Source organism: Paenibacillus sp. FSL H3-0469 (assembly GCF_038051945.1).
GTDB lineage: Bacteria > Bacillota > Bacilli > Paenibacillales > Paenibacillaceae > Paenibacillus_AQ.
This window is the reverse complement of the sequence record NZ_CP150302.1, coordinates 1,214,013-1,233,079: the sequence shown is the minus strand read 5'-3', so window position 1 is coordinate 1,233,079 and position 19,067 is coordinate 1,214,013. Positions and strand designations below refer to the sequence as shown.

Annotated in this window: 16 protein-coding genes; 6 read left to right on the top strand and 10 right to left on the bottom strand. The window is 52.7% G+C overall.

The window, feature by feature from the left end; translation table 11 throughout:
* Nucleotides 1–111: 111 nt before the first annotated feature.
* Nucleotides 112–1,518 carry a transposase gene (locus tag NSS83_RS05300; RefSeq protein WP_341182742.1) on the bottom strand — a complete coding sequence of 469 codons (1,407 nt, stop codon included), beginning with the start codon at nucleotides 1,516–1,518 and terminating at the stop codon, nucleotides 112–114.
* A gap of 712 nt (nucleotides 1,519–2,230) precedes the next feature.
* Complete coding sequence (locus NSS83_RS05295; RefSeq protein ID WP_341347820.1) at nucleotides 2,231–2,689, bottom strand: GyrI-like domain-containing protein; 459 nt, start codon at nucleotides 2,687–2,689, stop codon at nucleotides 2,231–2,233.
* A gap of 229 nt (nucleotides 2,690–2,918) precedes the next feature.
* Here NSS83_RS05295 and htpG point away from each other — a divergent pair, with 229 nt between their 5' ends.
* On the top strand, nucleotides 2,919–4,802 hold the full coding sequence (htpG, locus tag NSS83_RS05290; RefSeq protein ID WP_341185423.1) for a molecular chaperone HtpG: 1,884 nt from the start codon (nucleotides 2,919–2,921) through the stop codon (nucleotides 4,800–4,802).
* Between the two features lie 178 nt (nucleotides 4,803–4,980).
* Here htpG and NSS83_RS05285 read toward each other — a convergent pair whose 3' ends face one another.
* Nucleotides 4,981–5,850, bottom strand: a complete 870-nt coding sequence (locus tag NSS83_RS05285; protein WP_341347819.1) for a LysR family transcriptional regulator — start codon at nucleotides 5,848–5,850, stop codon at nucleotides 4,981–4,983.
* Between the two features lie 161 nt (nucleotides 5,851–6,011).
* On the opposite strand from NSS83_RS05285, the gene NSS83_RS05280 reads away from it, so the two are divergent.
* Together NSS83_RS05280 and NSS83_RS05275 are read left to right on the top strand one after the other, a co-directional pair.
* Nucleotides 6,012–7,751, top strand: coding sequence for an ABC transporter ATP-binding protein (locus NSS83_RS05280; protein WP_341185425.1), 1,740 nt, complete (start codon nucleotides 6,012–6,014; stop codon nucleotides 7,749–7,751).
* Entirely contained in the window at nucleotides 7,748–9,487 is a 1,740-nt protein-coding gene (locus NSS83_RS05275; RefSeq protein ID WP_341347818.1) for an ABC transporter ATP-binding protein, read from the top strand. The genes NSS83_RS05280 and NSS83_RS05275 overlap by 4 nt, the downstream gene beginning before the upstream one ends.
* A gap of 79 nt (nucleotides 9,488–9,566) precedes the next feature.
* On the opposite strand, the gene NSS83_RS05270 is transcribed toward NSS83_RS05275, so the two are convergent.
* A complete protein-coding gene (locus NSS83_RS05270) occupies nucleotides 9,567–10,439 on the bottom strand; it encodes an AraC family transcriptional regulator (protein WP_341347817.1) in 873 nt (290 codons plus the stop codon).
* Nucleotides 10,440–10,629: 190 nt separating this feature from the next.
* On the opposite strand from NSS83_RS05270, the gene NSS83_RS05265 reads away from it, so the two are divergent.
* Nucleotides 10,630–12,708, top strand: a complete 2,079-nt coding sequence (locus NSS83_RS05265; RefSeq protein WP_341185428.1) for a beta-galactosidase — start codon at nucleotides 10,630–10,632, stop codon at nucleotides 12,706–12,708.
* 103 nt (nucleotides 12,709–12,811) lie between these two features.
* Here the strand turns inward: NSS83_RS05265 and NSS83_RS05260 are convergent, their stop codons facing one another.
* From NSS83_RS05260 to NSS83_RS05250, 3 genes are read right to left on the bottom strand one after another with little or no spacing between them, the layout of a single operon-like run.
* Nucleotides 12,812–13,447: an NUDIX domain-containing protein gene (locus NSS83_RS05260; protein WP_341185429.1), complete on the bottom strand. Its 636-nt coding sequence runs from the start codon at nucleotides 13,445–13,447 to the stop codon at nucleotides 12,812–12,814.
* 27 nt (nucleotides 13,448–13,474) lie between these two features.
* Entirely contained in the window at nucleotides 13,475–13,927 is a 453-nt protein-coding gene (locus tag NSS83_RS05255; RefSeq protein ID WP_341347816.1) for a hypothetical protein, read from the bottom strand.
* Nucleotides 13,914–14,135 carry a helix-turn-helix transcriptional regulator gene (locus tag NSS83_RS05250; protein ID WP_340940141.1) on the bottom strand — a complete coding sequence of 74 codons (222 nt, stop codon included), beginning with the start codon at nucleotides 14,133–14,135 and terminating at the stop codon, nucleotides 13,914–13,916. Before NSS83_RS05250 ends, NSS83_RS05255 begins: the two co-directional genes overlap by 14 nt.
* Before the next feature lie 167 nt (nucleotides 14,136–14,302).
* On the opposite strand from NSS83_RS05250, the gene NSS83_RS05245 reads away from it, so the two are divergent.
* Both NSS83_RS05245 and NSS83_RS05240 read left to right on the top strand, forming a co-directional pair.
* Nucleotides 14,303–15,052 carry an ABC transporter ATP-binding protein gene (locus NSS83_RS05245; protein WP_341347815.1) on the top strand — a complete coding sequence of 250 codons (750 nt, stop codon included), beginning with the start codon at nucleotides 14,303–14,305 and terminating at the stop codon, nucleotides 15,050–15,052.
* The gene (locus NSS83_RS05240) at nucleotides 15,049–16,473 is read left to right on the top strand and encodes a hypothetical protein (protein ID WP_341347814.1); all 1,425 of its coding nucleotides are present in this window, start codon (nucleotides 15,049–15,051) and stop codon (nucleotides 16,471–16,473) included. The genes NSS83_RS05245 and NSS83_RS05240 overlap by 4 nt, the downstream gene beginning before the upstream one ends.
* Nucleotides 16,474–16,577: 104 nt before the next feature.
* On the opposite strand, the gene kduD is transcribed toward NSS83_RS05240, so the two are convergent.
* From kduD to kduI, 3 genes are read right to left on the bottom strand one after another with little or no spacing between them, the layout of a single operon-like run.
* Nucleotides 16,578–17,333 carry a 2-dehydro-3-deoxy-D-gluconate 5-dehydrogenase KduD gene (kduD, locus tag NSS83_RS05235; RefSeq protein WP_341347813.1) on the bottom strand — a complete coding sequence of 252 codons (756 nt, stop codon included), beginning with the start codon at nucleotides 17,331–17,333 and terminating at the stop codon, nucleotides 16,578–16,580.
* A 38-nt stretch (nucleotides 17,334–17,371) separates the two neighbouring features.
* On the bottom strand, nucleotides 17,372–18,127 hold the full coding sequence (locus NSS83_RS05230) for a DeoR/GlpR family DNA-binding transcription regulator (RefSeq protein WP_341185434.1): 756 nt from the start codon (nucleotides 18,125–18,127) through the stop codon (nucleotides 17,372–17,374).
* Nucleotides 18,128–18,161: 34 nt separating this feature from the next.
* On the bottom strand, nucleotides 18,162–18,995 hold the full coding sequence (gene kduI / locus NSS83_RS05225) for a 5-dehydro-4-deoxy-D-glucuronate isomerase (RefSeq protein ID WP_340940149.1): 834 nt from the start codon (nucleotides 18,993–18,995) through the stop codon (nucleotides 18,162–18,164).
* Between the last annotated feature and the right edge of the window lie 72 nt (nucleotides 18,996–19,067).

The window sequence follows — 19,067 nt, the reverse complement described above, 5'->3', positions numbered from 1 at the left end:
TGGCCCGGTAGAAGCGACTGATGCTGAAATCTTGCATGAAAGAGTCAATTTCATAATTCAGTTTGCTAAATAGCAAGATTTGGCCAAAATCTAAAATCAATTTTTAAAAAATCAGGCTACTTGCTGGGAGTCTTTCAACTGTTGGTTCAACTTGTCTAACGCAAACTTGCTCAAATTGTACGCGAGCGTACTGAGCTGGAAATCGACACTTGCCCGGACACCGCGGTGGCGTGTGCGTTTCAACCCGAAATACTCTTTGAGATAGGCAAATACACGCTCCACGGCCGTCCGCTTGTTGTATAGCGTGGTAAAACTTTCGCTGCCTCTGGCGGGATAGGTATGCAAACGCAAATCCGTTTGGATGCGAATTTTAAACACTTTTTGGCAAGAGGTACCGGACAGCGCACAGCCTTGGCATTCACTAGGCCGGGTGTACTTCAGGGTCTCATATTTGGCCTCAAAACTGTCGTAACGGTACGCATGCCCTTGAGCGCACACCGGCGTGTAATCCAGATTCATTCCCGCAGGCGGGTCTTTGTGGTGAATCAGAGAAATCGCAGGATAGGCGCCGAGCGAATGAATCAACTGGTAGATTGCCGCGCAGTCGTAGCCCTTGTCGCCCAAGATATGCTTGACCTTTAGCATGGGAAACTTCAGGAGCAGGCCTTTGAGAAGGACGACCGCCATACGCTGGTCATTCGGATGGGCTGAACTCCAGAGGCCGCTTAGGATATACTGGCTGTCCGTGTCGACCAGCAGATTCGCCTTGAACCCGTAATAGCTGGTCATTCGGCCCTTCGTATTTTTCTTGTCACAACGCGCAGCATGCCGGGGCAACGCGGTCAGCAGTTCATCGTACGTGTAGGGCAACATCGCTTCAATGGTTTTCTGGAACGGTCCGAGACTTTGTTCATAAGCTTCCATTTCCTCGCGCCGACGTTCCTTTTCCGCCGGGGACGGACGACCAGGCTTGCTATACCTGGGTTTCTTCAGCGGCTTGTTCACCGTCTTCGGCTCAGGCTCGGAATGTTCGAGCTGAAGTTGTTCAGCCACCGGAGCTTCACCTTTCTTTTGCTCCCGGCGAGCCGCACGACGCTTGGAGGCCGATTCGCTAAATTGGCAATCCCACGCCTCGACCATGGAGGAATCCACAGCAAGATGGGTGCCGCTCACAAACCCTTCTTCTAGGGCAGATGTGACTAGGCGATCCTGCAGTTGTTCCAGCATTCCCGTTTGCTCCAGCGCATGAATCAAACGAGAATAGGAGGCCTGGCTGGGAATGTTGTCCGAGCCCGTAAACCGGCACTGGACTCGAAATTCGTTGCTATGATTCAATCGCCGGACCAAGGCAGAGACAAACTCGATGTTCTCCATTTTAGCAATCAGCAGCGAGTAGATCATGGCAGGTACGTTTAATTTTTCAGGCCGTCCGCGATGGCTCTTTTTCCCCAGTGCGAATAGAACTGGAGCTAAATGTAAGTGTTCAAAGATTTGGCTGTATTTATCTTCCGGAGCCATCTGGAGCAATTCCTCAAAGGAAAACAGTTCTTCTTGTCGAATAGAATAGATAGGGATTACCTCTTTTCTTCTCGGGTGTTGGTTTCGTCGCCTATAACTTCGAGAATTTGGGGAGGTACTCCTTTTTCTATGCTCAAAAAAACCAGATATAGCAAGGGTTTTGAATTATGAAATTGTCTCTGAAATGCAACAAAGCCAGCGCTAACTTGCTTCCAGCACCGGAATTCCTGCAAATGATGCAACAATGTACCACAACCAGTAACTTTTTTTAGTGGAGTCCTGCAAAATGTGCAACAATTCTGCTTCATACAAGTGGTCGGTGAGATAAAAGTTCAGAACTGGCGATAGATAGATGGAGCACCTCCAGGAAAGGAAGAAACATTTCAGGACGTATGTGAAAATCGACTACAAGGTGTGTGTAAAAGGCAAACGGGCTGGAAGTATATCACCAGAAGGCGATGAGACACCAGCATCCTTTGCCTGTTAGGATGATTTTGTCCGCTACCCGCTTGAACAGAGGAGCGGACGGAACGATTGTATAAAAGCGTTAGCGGTCGCCTTGGTCTCCGGATTTTCACCGCTTAGGGGAATCAAAAAATCTGGAGACCACAGCGATTGTAACAACGTTCCGTTTGCGGAGTGTCCACCCAAGCGCCTACGTTGATCCTGCTCCATTCATGGATTTCGGCACATCCGCTTTTCAAATCCGCTCTTACTCAAGCACAGGAAAACAAAGCTCACAAAGATGCCTGCTGACCATGTCCTCCGTGTATCTCTCCATCACCGGACGCCCGGGATCAAGCTTACGGCCGCTGCGTGACATCGCCGGGAGAATCTCGGCCCATGCCTGCTGGACGGCTTCAGCCGTATGCTGGATGCTCATTACTGCGTAGGCTCCGCCGGGAAGCTCACCGTAAGGTACTGAGGTCTCGGCGGGAGGATTCTCAGGCAGGCTGATGCAGGCATCATATCGGCAATGCTCCGGCTGTGTAGCTGCAGGGTTGTCCTGCGGAATGCCGAACAGCACCGCCGAGCCTTGAAGCAAGCCTTGTTCCCGCGCCCACTGCTTCAATTGTTCCATCGCCTGAGCGTTTGCGGGCCCGTAGGGACCTGTCTGCCGTACATAAGCTATACGTGTTGCCGGAATGCTTTCGAGCTGAATGTTCATCATGAATCATTATCCTTTCTGTGGTTAAGTGGTCAAATGAAGTACAATCCGAATGCTAACATGGACTAAAATAGAATTCATTTCTTTTTTTGTGGACTTCTTAGGCAGCAAGATATTGACATCAAAAACTAGAATATGTTATATAAAAGGGAGTGTTAGCACTCAAGTGAGTGGAGTGCTAAACGATGCTCCGCAATCCGAAGGTTACTTTTGAAAGGAGATTTATTTATTCATGGCTAAAAAAGAGTTTAAAGCTGAATCCAAAAGACTGCTGGAAATGATGATTAACTCCATTTATACGCAGCGCGAGATTTTTCTGCGGGAACTGATCTCAAATGCAAGTGATGCCATCGATAAAATCTATTACAAGGCACTGGCCGATGACAGTCTGGTGTTCAATAAAGAGGACTACTACATTAAAGTAACCGCTGACAAAGCAAGCCGCACGTTAACCATTGCCGATACCGGCATCGGGATGACACAGGAAGAGCTGGAGAATAACCTGGGGATTATCGCGAACAGCGGCTCGTTTGCTTTTAAGAAGGATAATGAAGCCAAGGACGGCCACAACATCATCGGACAATTCGGGGTCGGCTTCTATTCCGCATTCATGGTGGCTGACGATGTGACCGTAATCAGTAAGGCGCTGGGCAGCGAGCAGGCGTTCAAATGGGAATCCCAGGGTGCGGACGGCTACACCATTGAGCCTTGTGAGAAGGATACGGTCGGTACCGAAATTACGCTGAAGATCAAAGAGAATACGGAAGACGATAACTACGATGAATTCCTCGAAGAATTCCGTCTGAAATCGATCATCAAGAAGTATTCGGACTTCATCCGCTTCCCGATCAAGATGGATATTACCGGCAGACAGCCCAAAGAGGGCGCTGAGAATGAATTCATCGATACGATTGAAGAGCAGACGGTCAACAGCATGGTGCCAATCTGGCGCAAGAACAAGAAAGAGCTGACTGATGAAGATTACAACAATTTCTATGCAGAGAAGCGCTATGGGTTCGACAAGCCGCTGAAGCATATTCACATCAGTGCCGACGGCGCAGTGGTCTACAACGCAATTCTGTTCATCCCGGAGAATACTCCGTTCGACTACTACACCAAGGAATATGAAAAAGGTCTGGAGCTCTACTCCAACGGCGTGCTGATTATGAACAAATGTGCCGATCTGCTGCCGGATTACTTCAGCTTCGTCAAGGGGATGGTCGATTCCGAGGACCTGTCGCTCAATATTTCCCGTGAGATGCTGCAGCATGACCGCCAGCTGACAATGATCGCCAAGAATATCAAGAGCAAGATCAAGAGCCAGCTCCTGAGCCTGCTGAAGGATGAGCGCGAGCAGTATGAGACGTTCTATAAGTCTTTTGGCCGGCAGCTGAAGTTCGGGGTCTATAACGACTACGGTATGGAGAAAGAAACGCTGCAGGATCTCCTCATGTTCCACTCTTCCAAAGAGAAGAAGCTGGTGACACTGGCTGAATATGTAGAGAGAATGCCGGAAGACCAAAAGTATATCTACTACGCTTCCGGTGAATCGGTAGAACGCATTGAGAAGCTGCCGCAGACCGAAATGGTGCTGGACAAAGGCTACGAGATTCTCTACTTCACCGATGATATCGATGAATTCGCGATCAAGATGATCATGGCTTATAAGGAGAAGGAGTTCAGAAATGTCTCCAGCGGTGACTTGGGCATTGAAGAGAGTGCCGAGGATAAGCCATCTGAAGAGGAAGAGAATGAGAACAAGGGATTGTTCGAAGCTATGCAGGGCATTCTGTCCGGCAAAGTGAAGGCGGTCAAAGCCTCCAAGCGGCTGAAATCCCATCCGGTCTGCCTGTCCACCGAAGGCGAGCTGACGATTGAGATGGAGAAAATCCTCAAGGCCATGCCTAACGGCGGCCAGGATGTACAAGCAGACAAGGTGCTGGAAATCAACATTCACCATGATGTCTTCAAATCACTGAAGGCGGCGGCCGAGGGCGATAAGGAGAAGCTGGGCCTGTACACCAACCTCTTGTACAACCAGGCGCTCCTGATCGAAGGCCTGCAGGTTAATGATCCGGTGCAGTTCACGAACGATATTTGTAAAATCATGGTCTAACACCGGCGCTGTCGCCGGGCACAGACCTGAGTGAATAACAAACCCCGCTACTGGTGTTGACTGGTAGCGGGGTATTTACGTTGATCAGGGAATATGGCGTCCGGGCAGCCTGCGGATGAATGCCGCCGGGATTGGACATCCTCCTGAATGCGGAGCCTGGAAGTGGTGCGCGGCCGGTTCAAATGGACTTGAAGGTCTCGATGAACTTGGTCGCCACGGACGACAAATACTTATCCTTCATCCATACGGCGGCCACGCGGGTGCGCAGGGTCTCGCACAGGATTTCTTTGTAGATCAGGTTGCTGTGATTAGCCAGCTCGAACGCCGACTTGGGTACGATCCCGATCCCGAGTCCCGCATTGGCCCACAGCAGCGTGGTCCGGGCATCATCGTTCATACAGAAGATCTGTGGCTCAAAGCCGTGCTCCAGACAGGTCTCGCGGATGAGCTGCTCGAAGCGGCGGTAGATAATCAGCGGTTTGTCCTGCAGCTCGCCAAGCTGGGCAGCACTCTGGCTGGGGGCCCAGTCATAACCGGTGGTCATTACTGCAATCATCGGCTCCGAATGGAAATACAGACACTCCAGGTTGCTGGTGCTGAACGGGGTACGGACAATGCCCACCTCAACAATGCCCCTGTTCAGCAGGTCGATAATCATGAATGTATTGCCTTCATGGATTTCAAAGGACACGCCCGAATAGCTCTTATGGAACGCTGTGAGCGGCTCATGAAGCAGGGTGGCGCCTGAAGAAGAGACCGTCCCAATGGTAAGGCTGCCCTTCAGCCCTTTGGCATAATCGCTGATCTCCCGGGCGGTGGAGTCCGTTAACTCCAGAATCTGCTGAGCCCGGTTACGCAGAATGATTCCGGCATCTGTGAGCTGTATGCTGCGCGGTCCGCGCTCCACCAGCTTGACCCCCAGCTCCTCCTCCAGCAGCTTCAGCTGCTGGCTGAGCGGCGGCTGGGCCATCCTCAGCTTCCTGGCTGCGGATGTAATTTGTCCTTCCTCGGCAATCGCCAGGAAATATTTCAATTGGCGGATATCCATGGTGCAGCCTCCGTTCTTAAGGTTTATGACATATGCTATCCATATGGGATTGATACGAAACCAATATTATCAATATGTAAACAGGTATGACATAATCATAACGGGTCTTTTGTTATTTTCAATAGGAACTACATACTACGCTAAGTTAGGTGAGGATCAATGTGCACAAAATTGCAGTTTTCTTAAAACCGTACAAAAAAGAAGTGACGATCGGGCCGGTATTCAAGCTGCTGGAGGCGATTCTGGAGCTGCTGCTGCCGACCATTGTAGCCCTGATCATCAACAACGGAATTGCCAAGCAGGATAGCAGCTATGTCTACAAGATGGGCTCCCTGATGGTGGTAATGGCCATCCTGGGCTTCGGCTGCTCCCTGGTATGCCAATATTATGCGGCGCGGGCCTCACAGGGCTTTGGGACCTCGCTGCGCAACAAAATGTTCAAGCATATCTCTTCGCTGTCGTATGCCGAGCTGGATATTATCGGCACGCCTTCCCTGATCAACCGGATCACCAACGATGTCAACCAGCTGCAGGTGGCGGTAGCCATGCTGATCCGGCTGGTCATCCGTGCGCCGTTCATCTGTATCGGGGCGATTATTATGGCGATGATTCTGGATTTCCGCCTGTCGCTGATCTTGATTGCCGCTACTCCTGTATTCGGAATCATTCTGTACTTCATCATTACACGCAGCTCGCCAATGTACCGCAAATATCAGGCGAAGCTGGACCGTCTGGCGCTGGTGCTCAGCGAGAATCTCTCCGGCATCCGGGTGATCCGGGCCTTCGCCGAGAGCCGCCGCGAGAAGCAGCGCTTCAATGATGCCTCGGAGGATCTGACGCAGACGGCCATCCGTGTCGGGCGGATCTCCGCTTGGCTGGGACCGATGACGACACTGGTAGTGAACGCGGCAATAATTGCTATACTTTGGGTAGGCGGCTTTCATATTGAAGCCGGGAGTCTGTCGCAGGGTGAGATTATTGCATTCATTAACTATGTAACCCAGATCCTGCTGGCCCTGATCGTAGTCTCCAATCTGGTCATTCTGTTCACCAAAGCCTCGTCGTCTGCGAACCGGATCAATGAGGTGCTGGCTATGACAGCTTCCGTTGCTGAAGTGCCTGCTCTTGCACCTGCTGCGAAGCCGGACGGTGCAGCGCCGGTGATTTCCTTCCGCAATGTGTCTTTCGGCTATAACACGACCGGTGAACTGGCCCTGGAGAATATCTCTGTAGATATCCTTAAAGGGCAAACGGTTGGGCTAATTGGCAGTACCGGTTCAGGTAAGAGCACCTTCGTAAATCTGATTCCGCGCTTCTATGACGCTGTGGAAGGGGAAGTTAGAGTCGAGGGTGTAAATGTACGGGACTACCGGCTGGAGCAGCTGCGCAGCAGAATCGGCATCGTGCCGCAGAAGGCGGTGCTGTTCACCGGGACGATTGCTGAGAATATCCGCTGGGGCAAGGCGTCTGCTACCCGGGATGAGATCATGGCCGCAGCGGCGGTTGCCCAGGCTGAGGAGTTCATCACCCGGCTGCCGGAAGGGCTGGATACGCTGGTCGCACGCGGCGGGCATAACCTGTCCGGCGGACAAAAGCAGCGGTTGACCATTGCCCGGGCTGTCGTAGGACATCCGCCGATCCTTATCCTGGATGATTCCTCCAGTGCGCTGGACTTCGCTACGGATGCGGCACTGCGCCGTGCACTAAGCAAGAACAGTACCGATATGACCGTGCTGCTTGTATCCCAGCGGGTGAGCACAGTAAGGCAGGCCGATCAGATTATCGTCTTCGAGGAAGGCCGTATTGCCGGAATCGGCACGCATGAGGAACTGCTGGAGAGCTGCGCAGTCTATCAGGAAATCTGCATGTCACAGCTCTCAAGCGAGGAGGCATTACAATGACCAGTACAATGACCTGGAAACGTCTGTTTCAATATACCCGTGAGTACCGGAAAATAACGTATGGCGCTATCTTCTGCGCGATCCTGAGCGTGATTGCCAGCCTGATCGGGCCGCTCCTGATTGGCCGCGCCATTGACCATATGATCGGGCCGGACCGGGTGGAGTTCCCGGAGATTCTGCGCCTGCTGCTGATCCTGGGCAGTGTGTATCTGGTCGGCAGCTTCTTCGGCTGGCTGCTCACTTATTATACGAATAAGCTGGCGTTCCGCACGGTCTATGACCTGCGCCGCGAGCTGTTTGACAAGCTGGACGCCCTGCCCCTGAAGTTCCATGATAACCATCCCCAGGGCGACAGCATCAGCCGGTTCGTGAACGACATGGATGCTGTGTCTGACGGACTGCTCCAAGGCTTCTCCACGCTCTTGACGGGGATCGTAACCATTGCCGGAGCCATAGGCCTGATGCTCTATATCAGCCCTATAATGACGCTGGTGGTGCTGCTGTCTGCTCCGGCAACCTTCTTCGTTGCCCGCTTCATTACGATGCGCTCCCAGCAGCTGTTCCGTGAGCAGGCCAAGATTCTCGGGGGGCTGAACGGCTATGTCGAGGAAATCGTCGGCGGGCAGAAGGTGGTGCAGGCTTATCATTACGAGGACCGTTCCTTTGCAGGTTTTGCGGAGCGGAATAATGAGCTGTACAAGACAGGGACGAAATCGCAGTTCTATGGCTCGCTCTCGAACCCGACCACGCGGCTGGTCAATAATATCACCTTCTCGCTGATTGCGATGATCGGGAGTGTGCTTGTTATCGGAGACCTGTTCTCCGTAGGGGATCTGTCCAGCTTCCTGATCTACTCCAGTCTGTTCGCGAAGCCGTTCAATGAGATTACTGGCGTTATTACACAACTGCAGTCCGCCACAGCTTCGGCGCAGCGGATCTTCACCATTCTGGATCTCCCGCAGGAGGCCCCGGACCAGCCGGATGCCTATGTGATGGAGAACAGCCGGGGAACCATTACCTTCGACAAGGTAAGCTTCGCCTATACACCGGAGCTTCCGCTGATCAAGAACTTCAGTCTGGAGGTGAAGCCGGGCACACGCGTGGCGATCGTCGGCCAGACCGGGGCGGGCAAGACCACGCTGGTTAACCTGCTGATGCGCTTCTATGAGGTGGATAGCGGAACGATCCGGATTGACGGCGTAGATATTACTTCCATCACCCGTGACAGTCTGCGTCGCAATTTCGGTATGGTGCTGCAGGAGACCTGGCTGTACGGGGCTTCCATTCGCGACAATATTGCTTACGGCAAGCCGGAGGCCTCCGAAGCGGAGGTGATTGCAGCCGCCAAGGCCGCGAATGCACATAGCTTCATCAAGCGCCTGCCTGAAGGCTATGACACCAAGATCAGCACCTCGGGAGATAATCTCTCCCAGGGACAAAAGCAGCTGCTCACCATTGCCCGCGTCATGCTGGTTGATCCGCCGATGCTCATTCTGGATGAGGCGACCAGCAGCATTGATACGCTGACGGAGGCGCGGATACAGAAGGCCTTCCTGGCAATGATCACCGGCCGGACCAGCTTCGTCATTGCGCACCGGCTGTCCACGATCCGCGAGGCGGACCTCATCCTGTTCATGAAGGATGGAGATATCGTGGAGAGCGGAACGCATGATGAGCTGCTGGAGAGCGGAGGCTACTACGCCCGCTTATACAACAGCCAGTTTACGGCGGTGTAACTAGGTATACGATTATTGTGAATAGCTGCGGCAGAACTTCTACGGAAGTGTGCCGCAGCTGTTTTTTTGACCAGTGAGCTCAACAATGATCCTTACCCGGATGCAGCCGGCTGCGCATCACCCCGGGAGTCACTCCATGAGCCTTCCGGAAGACCCGGATGAAGTAATTGGTCTCCATGCCGAGGTTAAGGGCGATATCCTGCACGGGACGCTCCGGGTCCTCGGTCAGCATCTGCATGGCGCGTTGCAGCCGCAGGTTCTGCAGATATTTATGCGGAGTGACGCCGTATTCCTGCAGGAACAGACGCTGGAAATGCTGGACGGAATAACCGACAGCCGCCGCCAGATTGGTGATCAGCAGCGGTTCGGTGAAATGCTCGTTGATCAGACTGACTGCTTTATTAAGCGCATCGTTACGGACATTCTCGTTCTCCAGCCGGGTCGCCGGACCTGTGGAGACTTCACTTTTGCGCAGCATCAGCAGCAGCCGGTACAGCGTCACCGACAACTCCTGCATCGGCTGTTCCTCCTGACGCGCCGAGCTGTTCCCGTTCACCGTGTGCCAGATCCCGCCGAGCATGTCCCAGCATTCCTCGAACCGCTCGGGGCGGAACGGGGCCGAAGGCAACAGGCCGAGACTCTCCAGAACAGAGGCAGACTGGCTGCCGTGGAACCCGATGAAGCCGACATGCCACGGTTCGTGGGATAACGGATAATATTCATGTCCGCGGTCAGGCGGAAAGGCATAGGCCATCCCCGGCTGCAACACCGTTTCGGTGCCGTCCTCCAGATCACGGAACCGCCCGCTGCCGCTGCGGATCAGAAAAATCTGATGCACCGGGAATCCGGCAGGACGCACATGGTGATACTGGATATGACGGCCGACAGAGTATGGATAGAGGGGAAAAGCATTCAGGTCACGCGGCATTTCAATCAGAGAGAAGGGGAGCATACGAACACCTCATATTCATTTTGTGCTATGTTAACGCTATTATTATCCTACCATTGATCACAGAATATCCTTTATTATAAATAGTATAAATCGATACAAGCAAGAGGGACAGTGCTACAGAAGAAACTGTATCCGAGAAAAGTCCCATCCTGACATCTGCTATCACACATAAACGAGAGGATGAAATCATATGAGCAGCAAAGTTCCTGCAATCAGCAGCAAGGCTCCTGTAATGCTTCACGGTGCCGACTATAATCCCGAGCAATGGCTGAAATATCCGGGGGTGCTGGAAGAAGATATCCGCATGATGAAGCTGGCAGGCTGTAATGTCATGTCTGTCGGAATTTTCTCCTGGGTATCCCTGGAGCGCGAAGAAGGAGTATTTAACTTTGAGTGGATGGATCAGCTCCTGGACCGTTTTGCAGAGAATGGAATTTACGCCTTCCTGGCGACTCCGAGCGGTGCGCGTCCGGCATGGATGTCCGAGAAGTATCCTGAAGTGCTGCGGGTGGAACGGAACCGGGTGCGCAACCTGCACGGCGTCCGTCATAATCACTGCTTCACTTCACCGGTCTACCGTGAAAAAACAGCGCTGATCAACTCCAAGCTGGCTGAGCGTTACGCGCATCATCCGGCAGTGATCGGCTGGCATATCTCTAATGAATTCGGCGGCGAATGTCACTGTAATTACTGTCAGGATGCCTTCAGAGACTGGCTCAAGGCGAAATACAATAATGATCTGGATGAGGTGAACCACGCTTGGTGGGCTACCTTCTGGAGCCATACGTACACTTCCTGGGAACAGATCGAGTCCCCTGCTCCGCATGGTGAGACTCAGGTTCACGGGCTTAACCTGGACTGGCGCCGGTTCGTAAGCGATCAGACGATCAACTTCTGCCAGCATGAGATTGACGCGGTGCGCGGCTTCAACCCTGATCTGCCGGTAACTACTAATATGCACATGATTGACGGCGTGGACTACCGCAACATGGCTAAGATTCTTGATGTGGTATCGTGGGATGCTTACCCGGACTGGGGATATACCGAGGACGATGATGACGCCCGCTTGGCCGCCTGGACAGCGATGCATCATGACATGTACCGCAGCTTCAAAAAGAAGCCGTTCCTGCTCATGGAAAGCACGCCTTCCCTCACAAACTGGCAGATTGTCAGCAAGCTGAAGCGTCCGGGCATGCACAAGCTGTCCTCACTCCAGGCAGTTGCGCATGGTTCGGATTCCGTACAGTATTTCCAGTGGCGGAAAAGCCGCGGCTCCAGCGAGAAATTCCACGGTGCGGTGATCGACCATAGCGGACATACGGAGACCCGTGTCTTCAAGGATGTAGCTGAGGTAGGCCGTACCCTGGCGGGACTGGAGGAAGTTGTAGGTACTACAACTCCTGCTGAGACAGCCATTCTGTTCGACTGGGATAACCGCTGGGCGGTGAAGGATGCCCAAGGGATCCGCAATTCCGGCCTGAAATATGAAGAGACGGTGCTTCAGCATTACCGGGGACTGTGGGAGCTTGGAATTCCGGTAGATGTGGTAGGCTCAGGCGATGACCTGTCCGGCTATAAGCTGGTGATTGCTCCGATGCTGTACCTGATCAGCGAAGAGAACGGGAAGCGGATTGAGAAATACGTTGAACAGGGCGGAACCTTCCTGGCTACCTATTGGTCGGGAGTGGTCGGCGAGACTGATCTGTGTCACCTGGGCGGCTTCCCGGGACCGCTGCGCAGAACGCTGGGCATTTGGGCCGAAGAGACAGAAGGGCTGCATAGCCGCGACTTGAACGGTCTGGTGCTTGACCCCGGCAACAGCTTGAAGCTGAGCGGTGAATACGATGCGCATGAGATTGCCGAGCTGATTCATCTGGAAGGCGCTGAGGCGCTGGGTCATTACCGCAGCGACTTCTACGCCGGACGTCCTGCACTCACTGTGAATAAGCTGGGAGCGGGTAAGGCTTATCATCTGGCAACACGTGTGAAGGACGCGCAGTTCTATGTGGATCTGTACGCCGCAATTACCGGAAAAGAGCGGATTAGCCGCACCCTGAACAGTGAGCTTCCGACCGGAGTAACCGCCCAACTGCGTTCCGACGGCGAGCATGAGTATGTATTCGTGCAGAATTTCAGCGGCTCTGAGCAAGTAGTGAAGCTGGACGGACAAGCCTACACTGATGTTGAATCCGGCGCAGCGGCCCCGGCCGAGCTGACGCTGGCAGTGAACGGACTGGCAATTCTGAAGCGCGCAGCGGCTAAAGCATAAGAAGAAGCGGCTGAATCGCGTTATATAGTACATGTATCTGCAAAGATACATTGAGATGAAGAAGGCAGAACCCCATCGACGGGTTCTGCCTTTTAAGTATGTCTTAGGTTATGGCTGGACCGTACAACCGCTCAATCCCCTCAATCACCCGCCTAAAATATTCACGCTCATGCGGGACAAAGCGCGTGAAGTCCACTAGTTCATCGATGTCCGTTCGTTCACCGTTCCCGTTAATCTGGAAGCCCTGCACATGAAGCTTGCTGTCTGCGCCCGAGATGAAGCTGCGGAAGTCAGTGAAGCGGGCCTCTACGATGCCTGCCACTTCTTCCAGCTGCGGCGTGAATGCACTGAGCGCATAGCGGTTCTCATAGACATAGACATGCGCCCGTTCACGGTCCATGAATCCGGCGGAATCCATCTGGTAGGGGATGACCCCGAGCGGCTGTAACTCGTCAAAAGCTATCGCAAGTCCCAGCTCCTCCTGGACCTCGCGAATGCCGTCCAAGGCCGTCTCCTCTGCCAGCAGATGTCCGGCAGCGGTGATGTCGAGCAGCCCGGCATAATCTTTCTTTTGCTGACTACGCAGCTGGAGGCAGATCCTCAGCCCGTTGTCAGCCTTACGGACAAACCAGCAGTGGAAGGTCTCATGCCAGAGGCCTTGGCGGTGCACCTCGTCCCGGGGAGCCGTCCCCGTACGATTTCCTTGTTCATCGAATGTAGCTAATAATTCTTCATTCATACAATTCGCCTCCATTGTCCCGGTAAGTTAAATTTTCCGGGAGTAGTATGCTGATAACAGAAGGTACAACAACATAAGGGTAAGCAAAGTCACAGCAATTGTTAAGAACACGGTTTGGTTAATCAAAGAGGCGACGACAGCAGAAAGAGACAATAAAAGAAAGAACAGACGTATAGCAGCCCTGCCCGTTTTTAAGGCGATCATCCGGTTACGTTCATCTTGCGCGGCAATATGTAACGCTTCTAGTATTTCAGGGTTTTTGAGCGCCTTGCGGAGCCTGGCAATACGGAGAGCTGCAGAAATCCACGAACCGGACAATAAACCGGCGAGAATCCCTATATCCCAGCTGTCCAGCATGTCGAGCCTGCCCCATACGAATGCTTTGAGTATAAACGCCACAATAACGGTTATCCCCATACCTGCCGCGTAGAAGGAATTGATAACGATCCGCCGCCGCAGCTCCTGTTCAAAAGACTTCATAGTCGATCTCCTCCACATCTGAAAAATCAAAAATATCCTCGATCGGCAAACCGAAAAATTTTGAAATTTTATAGGCAAGCGGGAGGGAGGCGATGTACTTTTCATTCTCGATTGAAGTGATGGTGTGCCGTGTGACACGCAGTGCCTTAGCCAATTCCTCTTGGGAAATCCGCCGCTCTTTTCGCAGCTCGCGTATTCTTGTCTTCAATAACCAGCCACCTCCCCTGAAGTAATGTTATCTGCACCTCAACTCTGTTATTATGTTGCACGGTTAAGGGCTTAGTCAAGTTAACTATACCATTTATGTGTAGTTGACTACACTAAATATGTGCAGTAAGCTATACATAAGTTAACCTAAAGGATGGTGCGGGGAGCATGGAGAATATACGGTTCGCAGGGGTCAGAAAGTCCTTTGGCGATGTCGCTGCCGTAAACGGCCTGGATCTGAGTATCGCGGAGGGCGAGGTCTATGCACTGCTTGGGCACAATGGAGCGGGAAAGACCACAACGCTTCGCCTGCTGCTTGGTCTGCTGGAGCCGGACGACGGGGAGGTCAATGTTTTTGGGCGGAATCCTATACAGGAGGGGGATAGCGTGCGCGGGCTGTGCGGAGTATTATCCGAAGATACAGGGCTGTACGAGTCTTTGACCGTCTGGGATAACCTGATGTATTACGCTGACATTTATGGTATGAGCCGTGTAGAATCTAGTAGCCGTATTGACGAGCTGCTGCGGACATTTGAACTGCAGGACAAGAAACGAACGATGATTAAGGGCTTGTCTACCGGCATGAAGAAAAAGGTTGCCCTGATCCGGGCCATACTGCATAAACCGCGCCTTCTGATCCTGGATGAGCCTTCTAATGGGCTTGATCCTGTCAGCACAACCGATCTGAGGAAGTTGTTATCGCGGCTGGCGAAGGAGGAATGGACCACCATTATTATGACCACGCATAATTTGGAAGAGGTCCAAAAGCTGTGCGATAGAATCACGATTCTGCGGCACGGGCGGAATATTTTTACAGATTCTATCTCGGCGCTCCGGGACAGCGAGCATTACAGGGAGAACGGGCAATTCAGTCTTGAGAAGCTGTACATGGAGATAGAGCAGGGGGGAGGCAGATGAACAGATCCTATCCCGTTTTTCGTATGCAGTGCGCAGAGTTTACAAGTGACAAAGGGATGCTCTTCTTTTACGGCCTGTCCATAGGCATTACCGGTATAATCCTCCCGCTGTTCATGCACGGGGTAGAAGTCTCCTTAGCCACCGCAGCATTACTTACGTCAGTCTTACTGAGACCCATGTTAGCCGGCAGCATTGCGGGGGAACGGGAGCACCATACTTTGGAGACACTCCTGTCCAGTCCCATCCATGGGAAAAGCATGCTTTGGAGGAAGTTTGAGTTCTGCTTCTTATTTGCGCTGGTCTACTTCACTATAACCGTTCTCTGCTCTGCGTTAACGAGCTATCTTACCGGCGGCGGAGCAGCGTTGATTCCTTGGCAATGGATGTGCATCCTGATTGTAGCTGGACTGAATTATAGTGCAATATGCATGGGCGGGGTGTATGTTTCCTCCACATCAGGAGATTTGCGGGCTGCCAACCAGCGGGTGTCGCTAATGGCTTATCCTCTCAGCTTTCTCCTGGTCATCTGTCTGTCGGTTATAAGAACTGTGGACTTGTTCTCGGCGCTGATTGTAAGTTGCATCTGTACATTGATTTACCTTTGGGTTATATCGATGTTCGCGGCGAAGATCAGGAGGATGAAGCAGCCGGATTTTTTCCAGCCGATAGCCATCCAGAAGACGGAGAGAGGGCATCAGCAGCGTATATCCTTAGCTCTCCCGGGATCTCAGTTTGGCATAGTGTTAAGATTGGAATGGAAGATGCTGATGACCTTGAAAAGAATGCTCCTGAGCTTTGGATTTCTGTGCTTCTCGCCGGTTGCTATGGTGTGTCTGCTGCTGTATTTTACGGGAACGCTTGACCTCAACTATGCCGTCCTGCTAACCGTGCTAATGATACCGAGAGTGCCGACTAACTTAATAGCGTACTCCATAGGCGGGGAAAAAGTATATAAGACAGGGGAAGCCCTATTGTCTACACCTCTGCAGATCCGGCCGGTCTTTCTGGCTAAATGTATGATTCCAGTGCTTGTAACGGCGGTCATGCTGGCCCTCTCATCCCTGCTGACGTTGGCGGGGGTATCTATTGCAGCGCTGATCAGTCCTGAGCTTGTCTCCATCCAAGGCTATACAGCTGCACAGCTTATCCTGCTGTTTCCCGTTGGTCTGCTCTCATCCATAGCCATGATGTTCATAGCAGCTATTCTTTCTCTGCGGCTCAGAACTCCGCGTCAGGGCTTGTATGCGACAAGCCTTCTGTCCTTTCTGTTTGTGTTCCCGGTATTATATATCATCTACTTGGCTCCGAACATGATGATGGGGTCCATGATCTATCTCGCGGTTCTTGGAATTAGCAATCTATTCTGTCTCAAAAGAATCTCGGACAACATAACCCGGCCTCAGCTCATGAGCAGACTATAAGGAACATACAAAACCCCCGGCCATGCTTCATTAAGAAGCAACCGGGGGTTCTTTGTACGGGTGCCGTCTCTGTAAGGACGGCGCCCGTTTCTACTTGTCGTTCCTTATCTAGCCAACCAGCCGCCATCCACATTCAGAATGTGGCCGTTCAGGTAGTCGGAAGCGGCGGAGGCCAGGAATACGGCAGGGCCCTTCACATCGTCAGCAGTTCCCCAGCGTCCGGCTGGAATACGGTCAAGGATGGAATCGGAGCGGCTCTGGTCCGCACGGATTGGAGCGGTATTCTCGGTAGCCATGTAGCCCGGAGCAATCGCGTTGATGTTAAGGCCCGAGCCAGCCCATTCATTGGCGAAGGCTTTGGTCAGACCGGCTACGGCATGCTTACTTGCTGTGTAGCCCGGCACGTTGATGCCGCCCTGGTAGGAGAGCATGGAGGCGATGTTGATGATTTTGCCGCTTCCCCGTTCCAGGAAGTGACGTCCGACAATCTGCGACAGCAGGAAGACGGTGTTCTGGTTGAGGTTGATGACATCGAACCAGTCCTTCTCGCTATGGTCCTTGGCCGGAGTGCGGCGGATCATGCCTGCACAGTTGACGAGGATATCCACTTTGCCGGTGAAGGCAACGGCTTCGTCGAACATGCCTTGAAGCTTGGAATGATCGCTGAGGTCAGCGGAGATGCTCAGTGCTTTGACGCCAAAAGCTTCACAGGCTGCTACGGTCTCGTCACTGGAATTAAGAGATACGGAGACTACGTCTGCACCGGCTTCTGCGAAGGCGATGGCAATGCCTTGTCCAAGACCTTGCGCTGCGCCTGTTACGATTGCTGTTTTACCTGCCAAGCTGAATAAAGATGACATATGATTAATCTCTCCTTTGAGCTATTGGAATTGTATAGTTACCCGCATTCAATATTAATGCCAGCTTTGCGGAACAGCCCGGCGGTCTCCGGGGCGAGCCCGCTGTCCGTCAGCAGCACATCGACCTCCTGCAGGGAAGCGAAGGTGCGCAGCGCGGTCTGACCGAATTTGTGATGATCGCATGCGGCGAACACCTGACGGGCCGTGGAGACTAACGCCTGTTTGAAATCTATAAGATCGCCGGTATAGATGGACAGGCCGTGTTCAATATGAACGGCTGTGGCCGAGAGAAAGGCTTTTTGAATATTAAGCTTCTGTACATAGGACACGGCTTCGGGACCGGCCAGCATATTGCGGACACGGTAACCGCCGGGAACGACCAGCCGGATGTTGTCTCTGGGAACCAGCTCACTGATGATGTAGACATCATTGGTAATGACCGTAAGGGGAATATTGTCCAGCCGCCGGGCAATCTCAAGCGTTGTGCTTCCGCCGTCCAGGGCAATGATGTCATCCGGAGCGATATGCGCCAGCGCACGCCGGGCAATCTCCGTCTTCTCCTCAGCGTATTTATCCAGCGGATTGCGCAGGGGCAGAATGCCGAACTGATCGCTCTGTGCCAGCACGGCGCCGCCGTGGACGCGCATAATCAGTCCTTGTTCCTCCAGCTTGCTTAAGTCCTCGCGGATCGTTTTGCCGGTGACCTGGAGCTTGTCGCTCAATTCGTTCACGGTTACATCCTTCTGGTTCAGCATAACTTCCATAATCATCTCGTGCCGCCGTATCGGGTTCATCCGCCTGCCTCATCTTTCCGTAGTTGATTTGCTTCTATTGTAATTCTTTCATCCCTACGGGGTCCATATCATCATACCGCTTGTTGTCTCCGGCCATGCTCCAGATGAAGGTATAGTTATGCGTGCCCACACCGCTGTGAATGGACCAGCTTGGCGAGATAACAGCCTGTTCATTGTGCATTACAATGTGACGGGTCTCGGTCGGTTCGCCCATCAGGTGGAAGACGATGGAATCGTCCGGCAGATCGAAATAGAAGTAGGCTTCCATCCGGCGTGGATGTGTATGCGATGGCATGGTGTTCCACATGCTGCCCGGCTTCAGCTGAGTCATCCCCATGACAAGCTGTGCGCTCTGCACGCCGTTCGTGTGGATGAAGCGGTGAATCGTCCGTTCATTGGAATTCTCCAGACCGCCCATGGCCCCGGATTCGGATTCAGCCAGCGTAGTCTTCGTAGTCGGGTAGGACTGGTGCGCCGGAGCGGAATTCAGATAGAATTTGGCCGGCTTGGCGCTGTCAGCGCTCTTGAAAATAACATCCTTCGAGCCCTGGCCCACATACAGGCATTCCTTGAAATCAACCTCATATTCAGTTCCGTCCACAACAACCGAACCCTTGCCGCCGACATTGATAACGCCCAGCTCACGGCGTTCCAGGAAGTAAGTTACGCCAAGCTCCTTGAGGTCCGTAGTCAGAGCCACCTCGCCGTTCACCGGATTTGCTCCGCCAACGATCATGCGGTCTTCATGCGTCAGGACAAGCTTCAGCTCGTCTGGTGCGAAGATCACCGGGATATGGAACTCCTTGCGCAGGCGCTCAGTGTCAAACTGCTTCACTTCATTCGGATGTGATGCAAAACGTCTTTCCATCGAATATTCAGTCTCCTTAGAAAACATATTTTCGTTCGTATAGGTACAATTTAATCCATTTACGTTCATTTA

Bases quoted from the DNA above. Each gene is read 5' to 3' on its own strand.
- NSS83_RS05265 (WP_341185428.1), top strand. From the start codon at position 10,630: ATGAGCAGCAAAGTTCCTGCAATCAGCAGCAAGGCTCCTGTAATGCTT.
- kduD (WP_341347813.1), bottom strand. From the start codon at position 17,333: ATGTCATCTTTATTCAGCTTGGCAGGTAAAACAGCAATCGTAACAGGC.
- NSS83_RS05245 (WP_341347815.1), top strand. From the start codon at position 14,303: ATGGAGAATATACGGTTCGCAGGGGTCAGAAAGTCCTTTGGCGATGTC.
- NSS83_RS05230 (WP_341185434.1), bottom strand. From the start codon at position 18,127: ATGAACCCGATACGGCGGCACGAGATGATTATGGAAGTTATGCTGAAC.
- NSS83_RS05255 (WP_341347816.1), bottom strand. From the start codon at position 13,927: ATGAAGTCTTTTGAACAGGAGCTGCGGCGGCGGATCGTTATCAATTCC.
- htpG (WP_341185423.1), top strand. From the start codon at position 2,919: ATGGCTAAAAAAGAGTTTAAAGCTGAATCCAAAAGACTGCTGGAAATG.
- NSS83_RS05260 (WP_341185429.1), bottom strand. From the start codon at position 13,447: ATGAATGAAGAATTATTAGCTACATTCGATGAACAAGGAAATCGTACG.
- NSS83_RS05240 (WP_341347814.1), top strand. From the start codon at position 15,049: ATGAACAGATCCTATCCCGTTTTTCGTATGCAGTGCGCAGAGTTTACA.
- kduI (WP_340940149.1), bottom strand. From the start codon at position 18,995: ATGGAAAGACGTTTTGCATCACATCCGAATGAAGTGAAGCAGTTTGAC.
- NSS83_RS05275 (WP_341347818.1), top strand. From the start codon at position 7,748: ATGACCAGTACAATGACCTGGAAACGTCTGTTTCAATATACCCGTGAG.
- NSS83_RS05295 (WP_341347820.1), bottom strand. From the start codon at position 2,689: ATGATGAACATTCAGCTCGAAAGCATTCCGGCAACACGTATAGCTTAT.
- NSS83_RS05270 (WP_341347817.1), bottom strand. From the start codon at position 10,439: ATGCTCCCCTTCTCTCTGATTGAAATGCCGCGTGACCTGAATGCTTTT.
- NSS83_RS05300 (WP_341182742.1), bottom strand. From the start codon at position 1,518: ATGGCTCCGGAAGATAAATACAGCCAAATCTTTGAACACTTACATTTA.
- NSS83_RS05285 (WP_341347819.1), bottom strand. From the start codon at position 5,850: ATGGATATCCGCCAATTGAAATATTTCCTGGCGATTGCCGAGGAAGGA.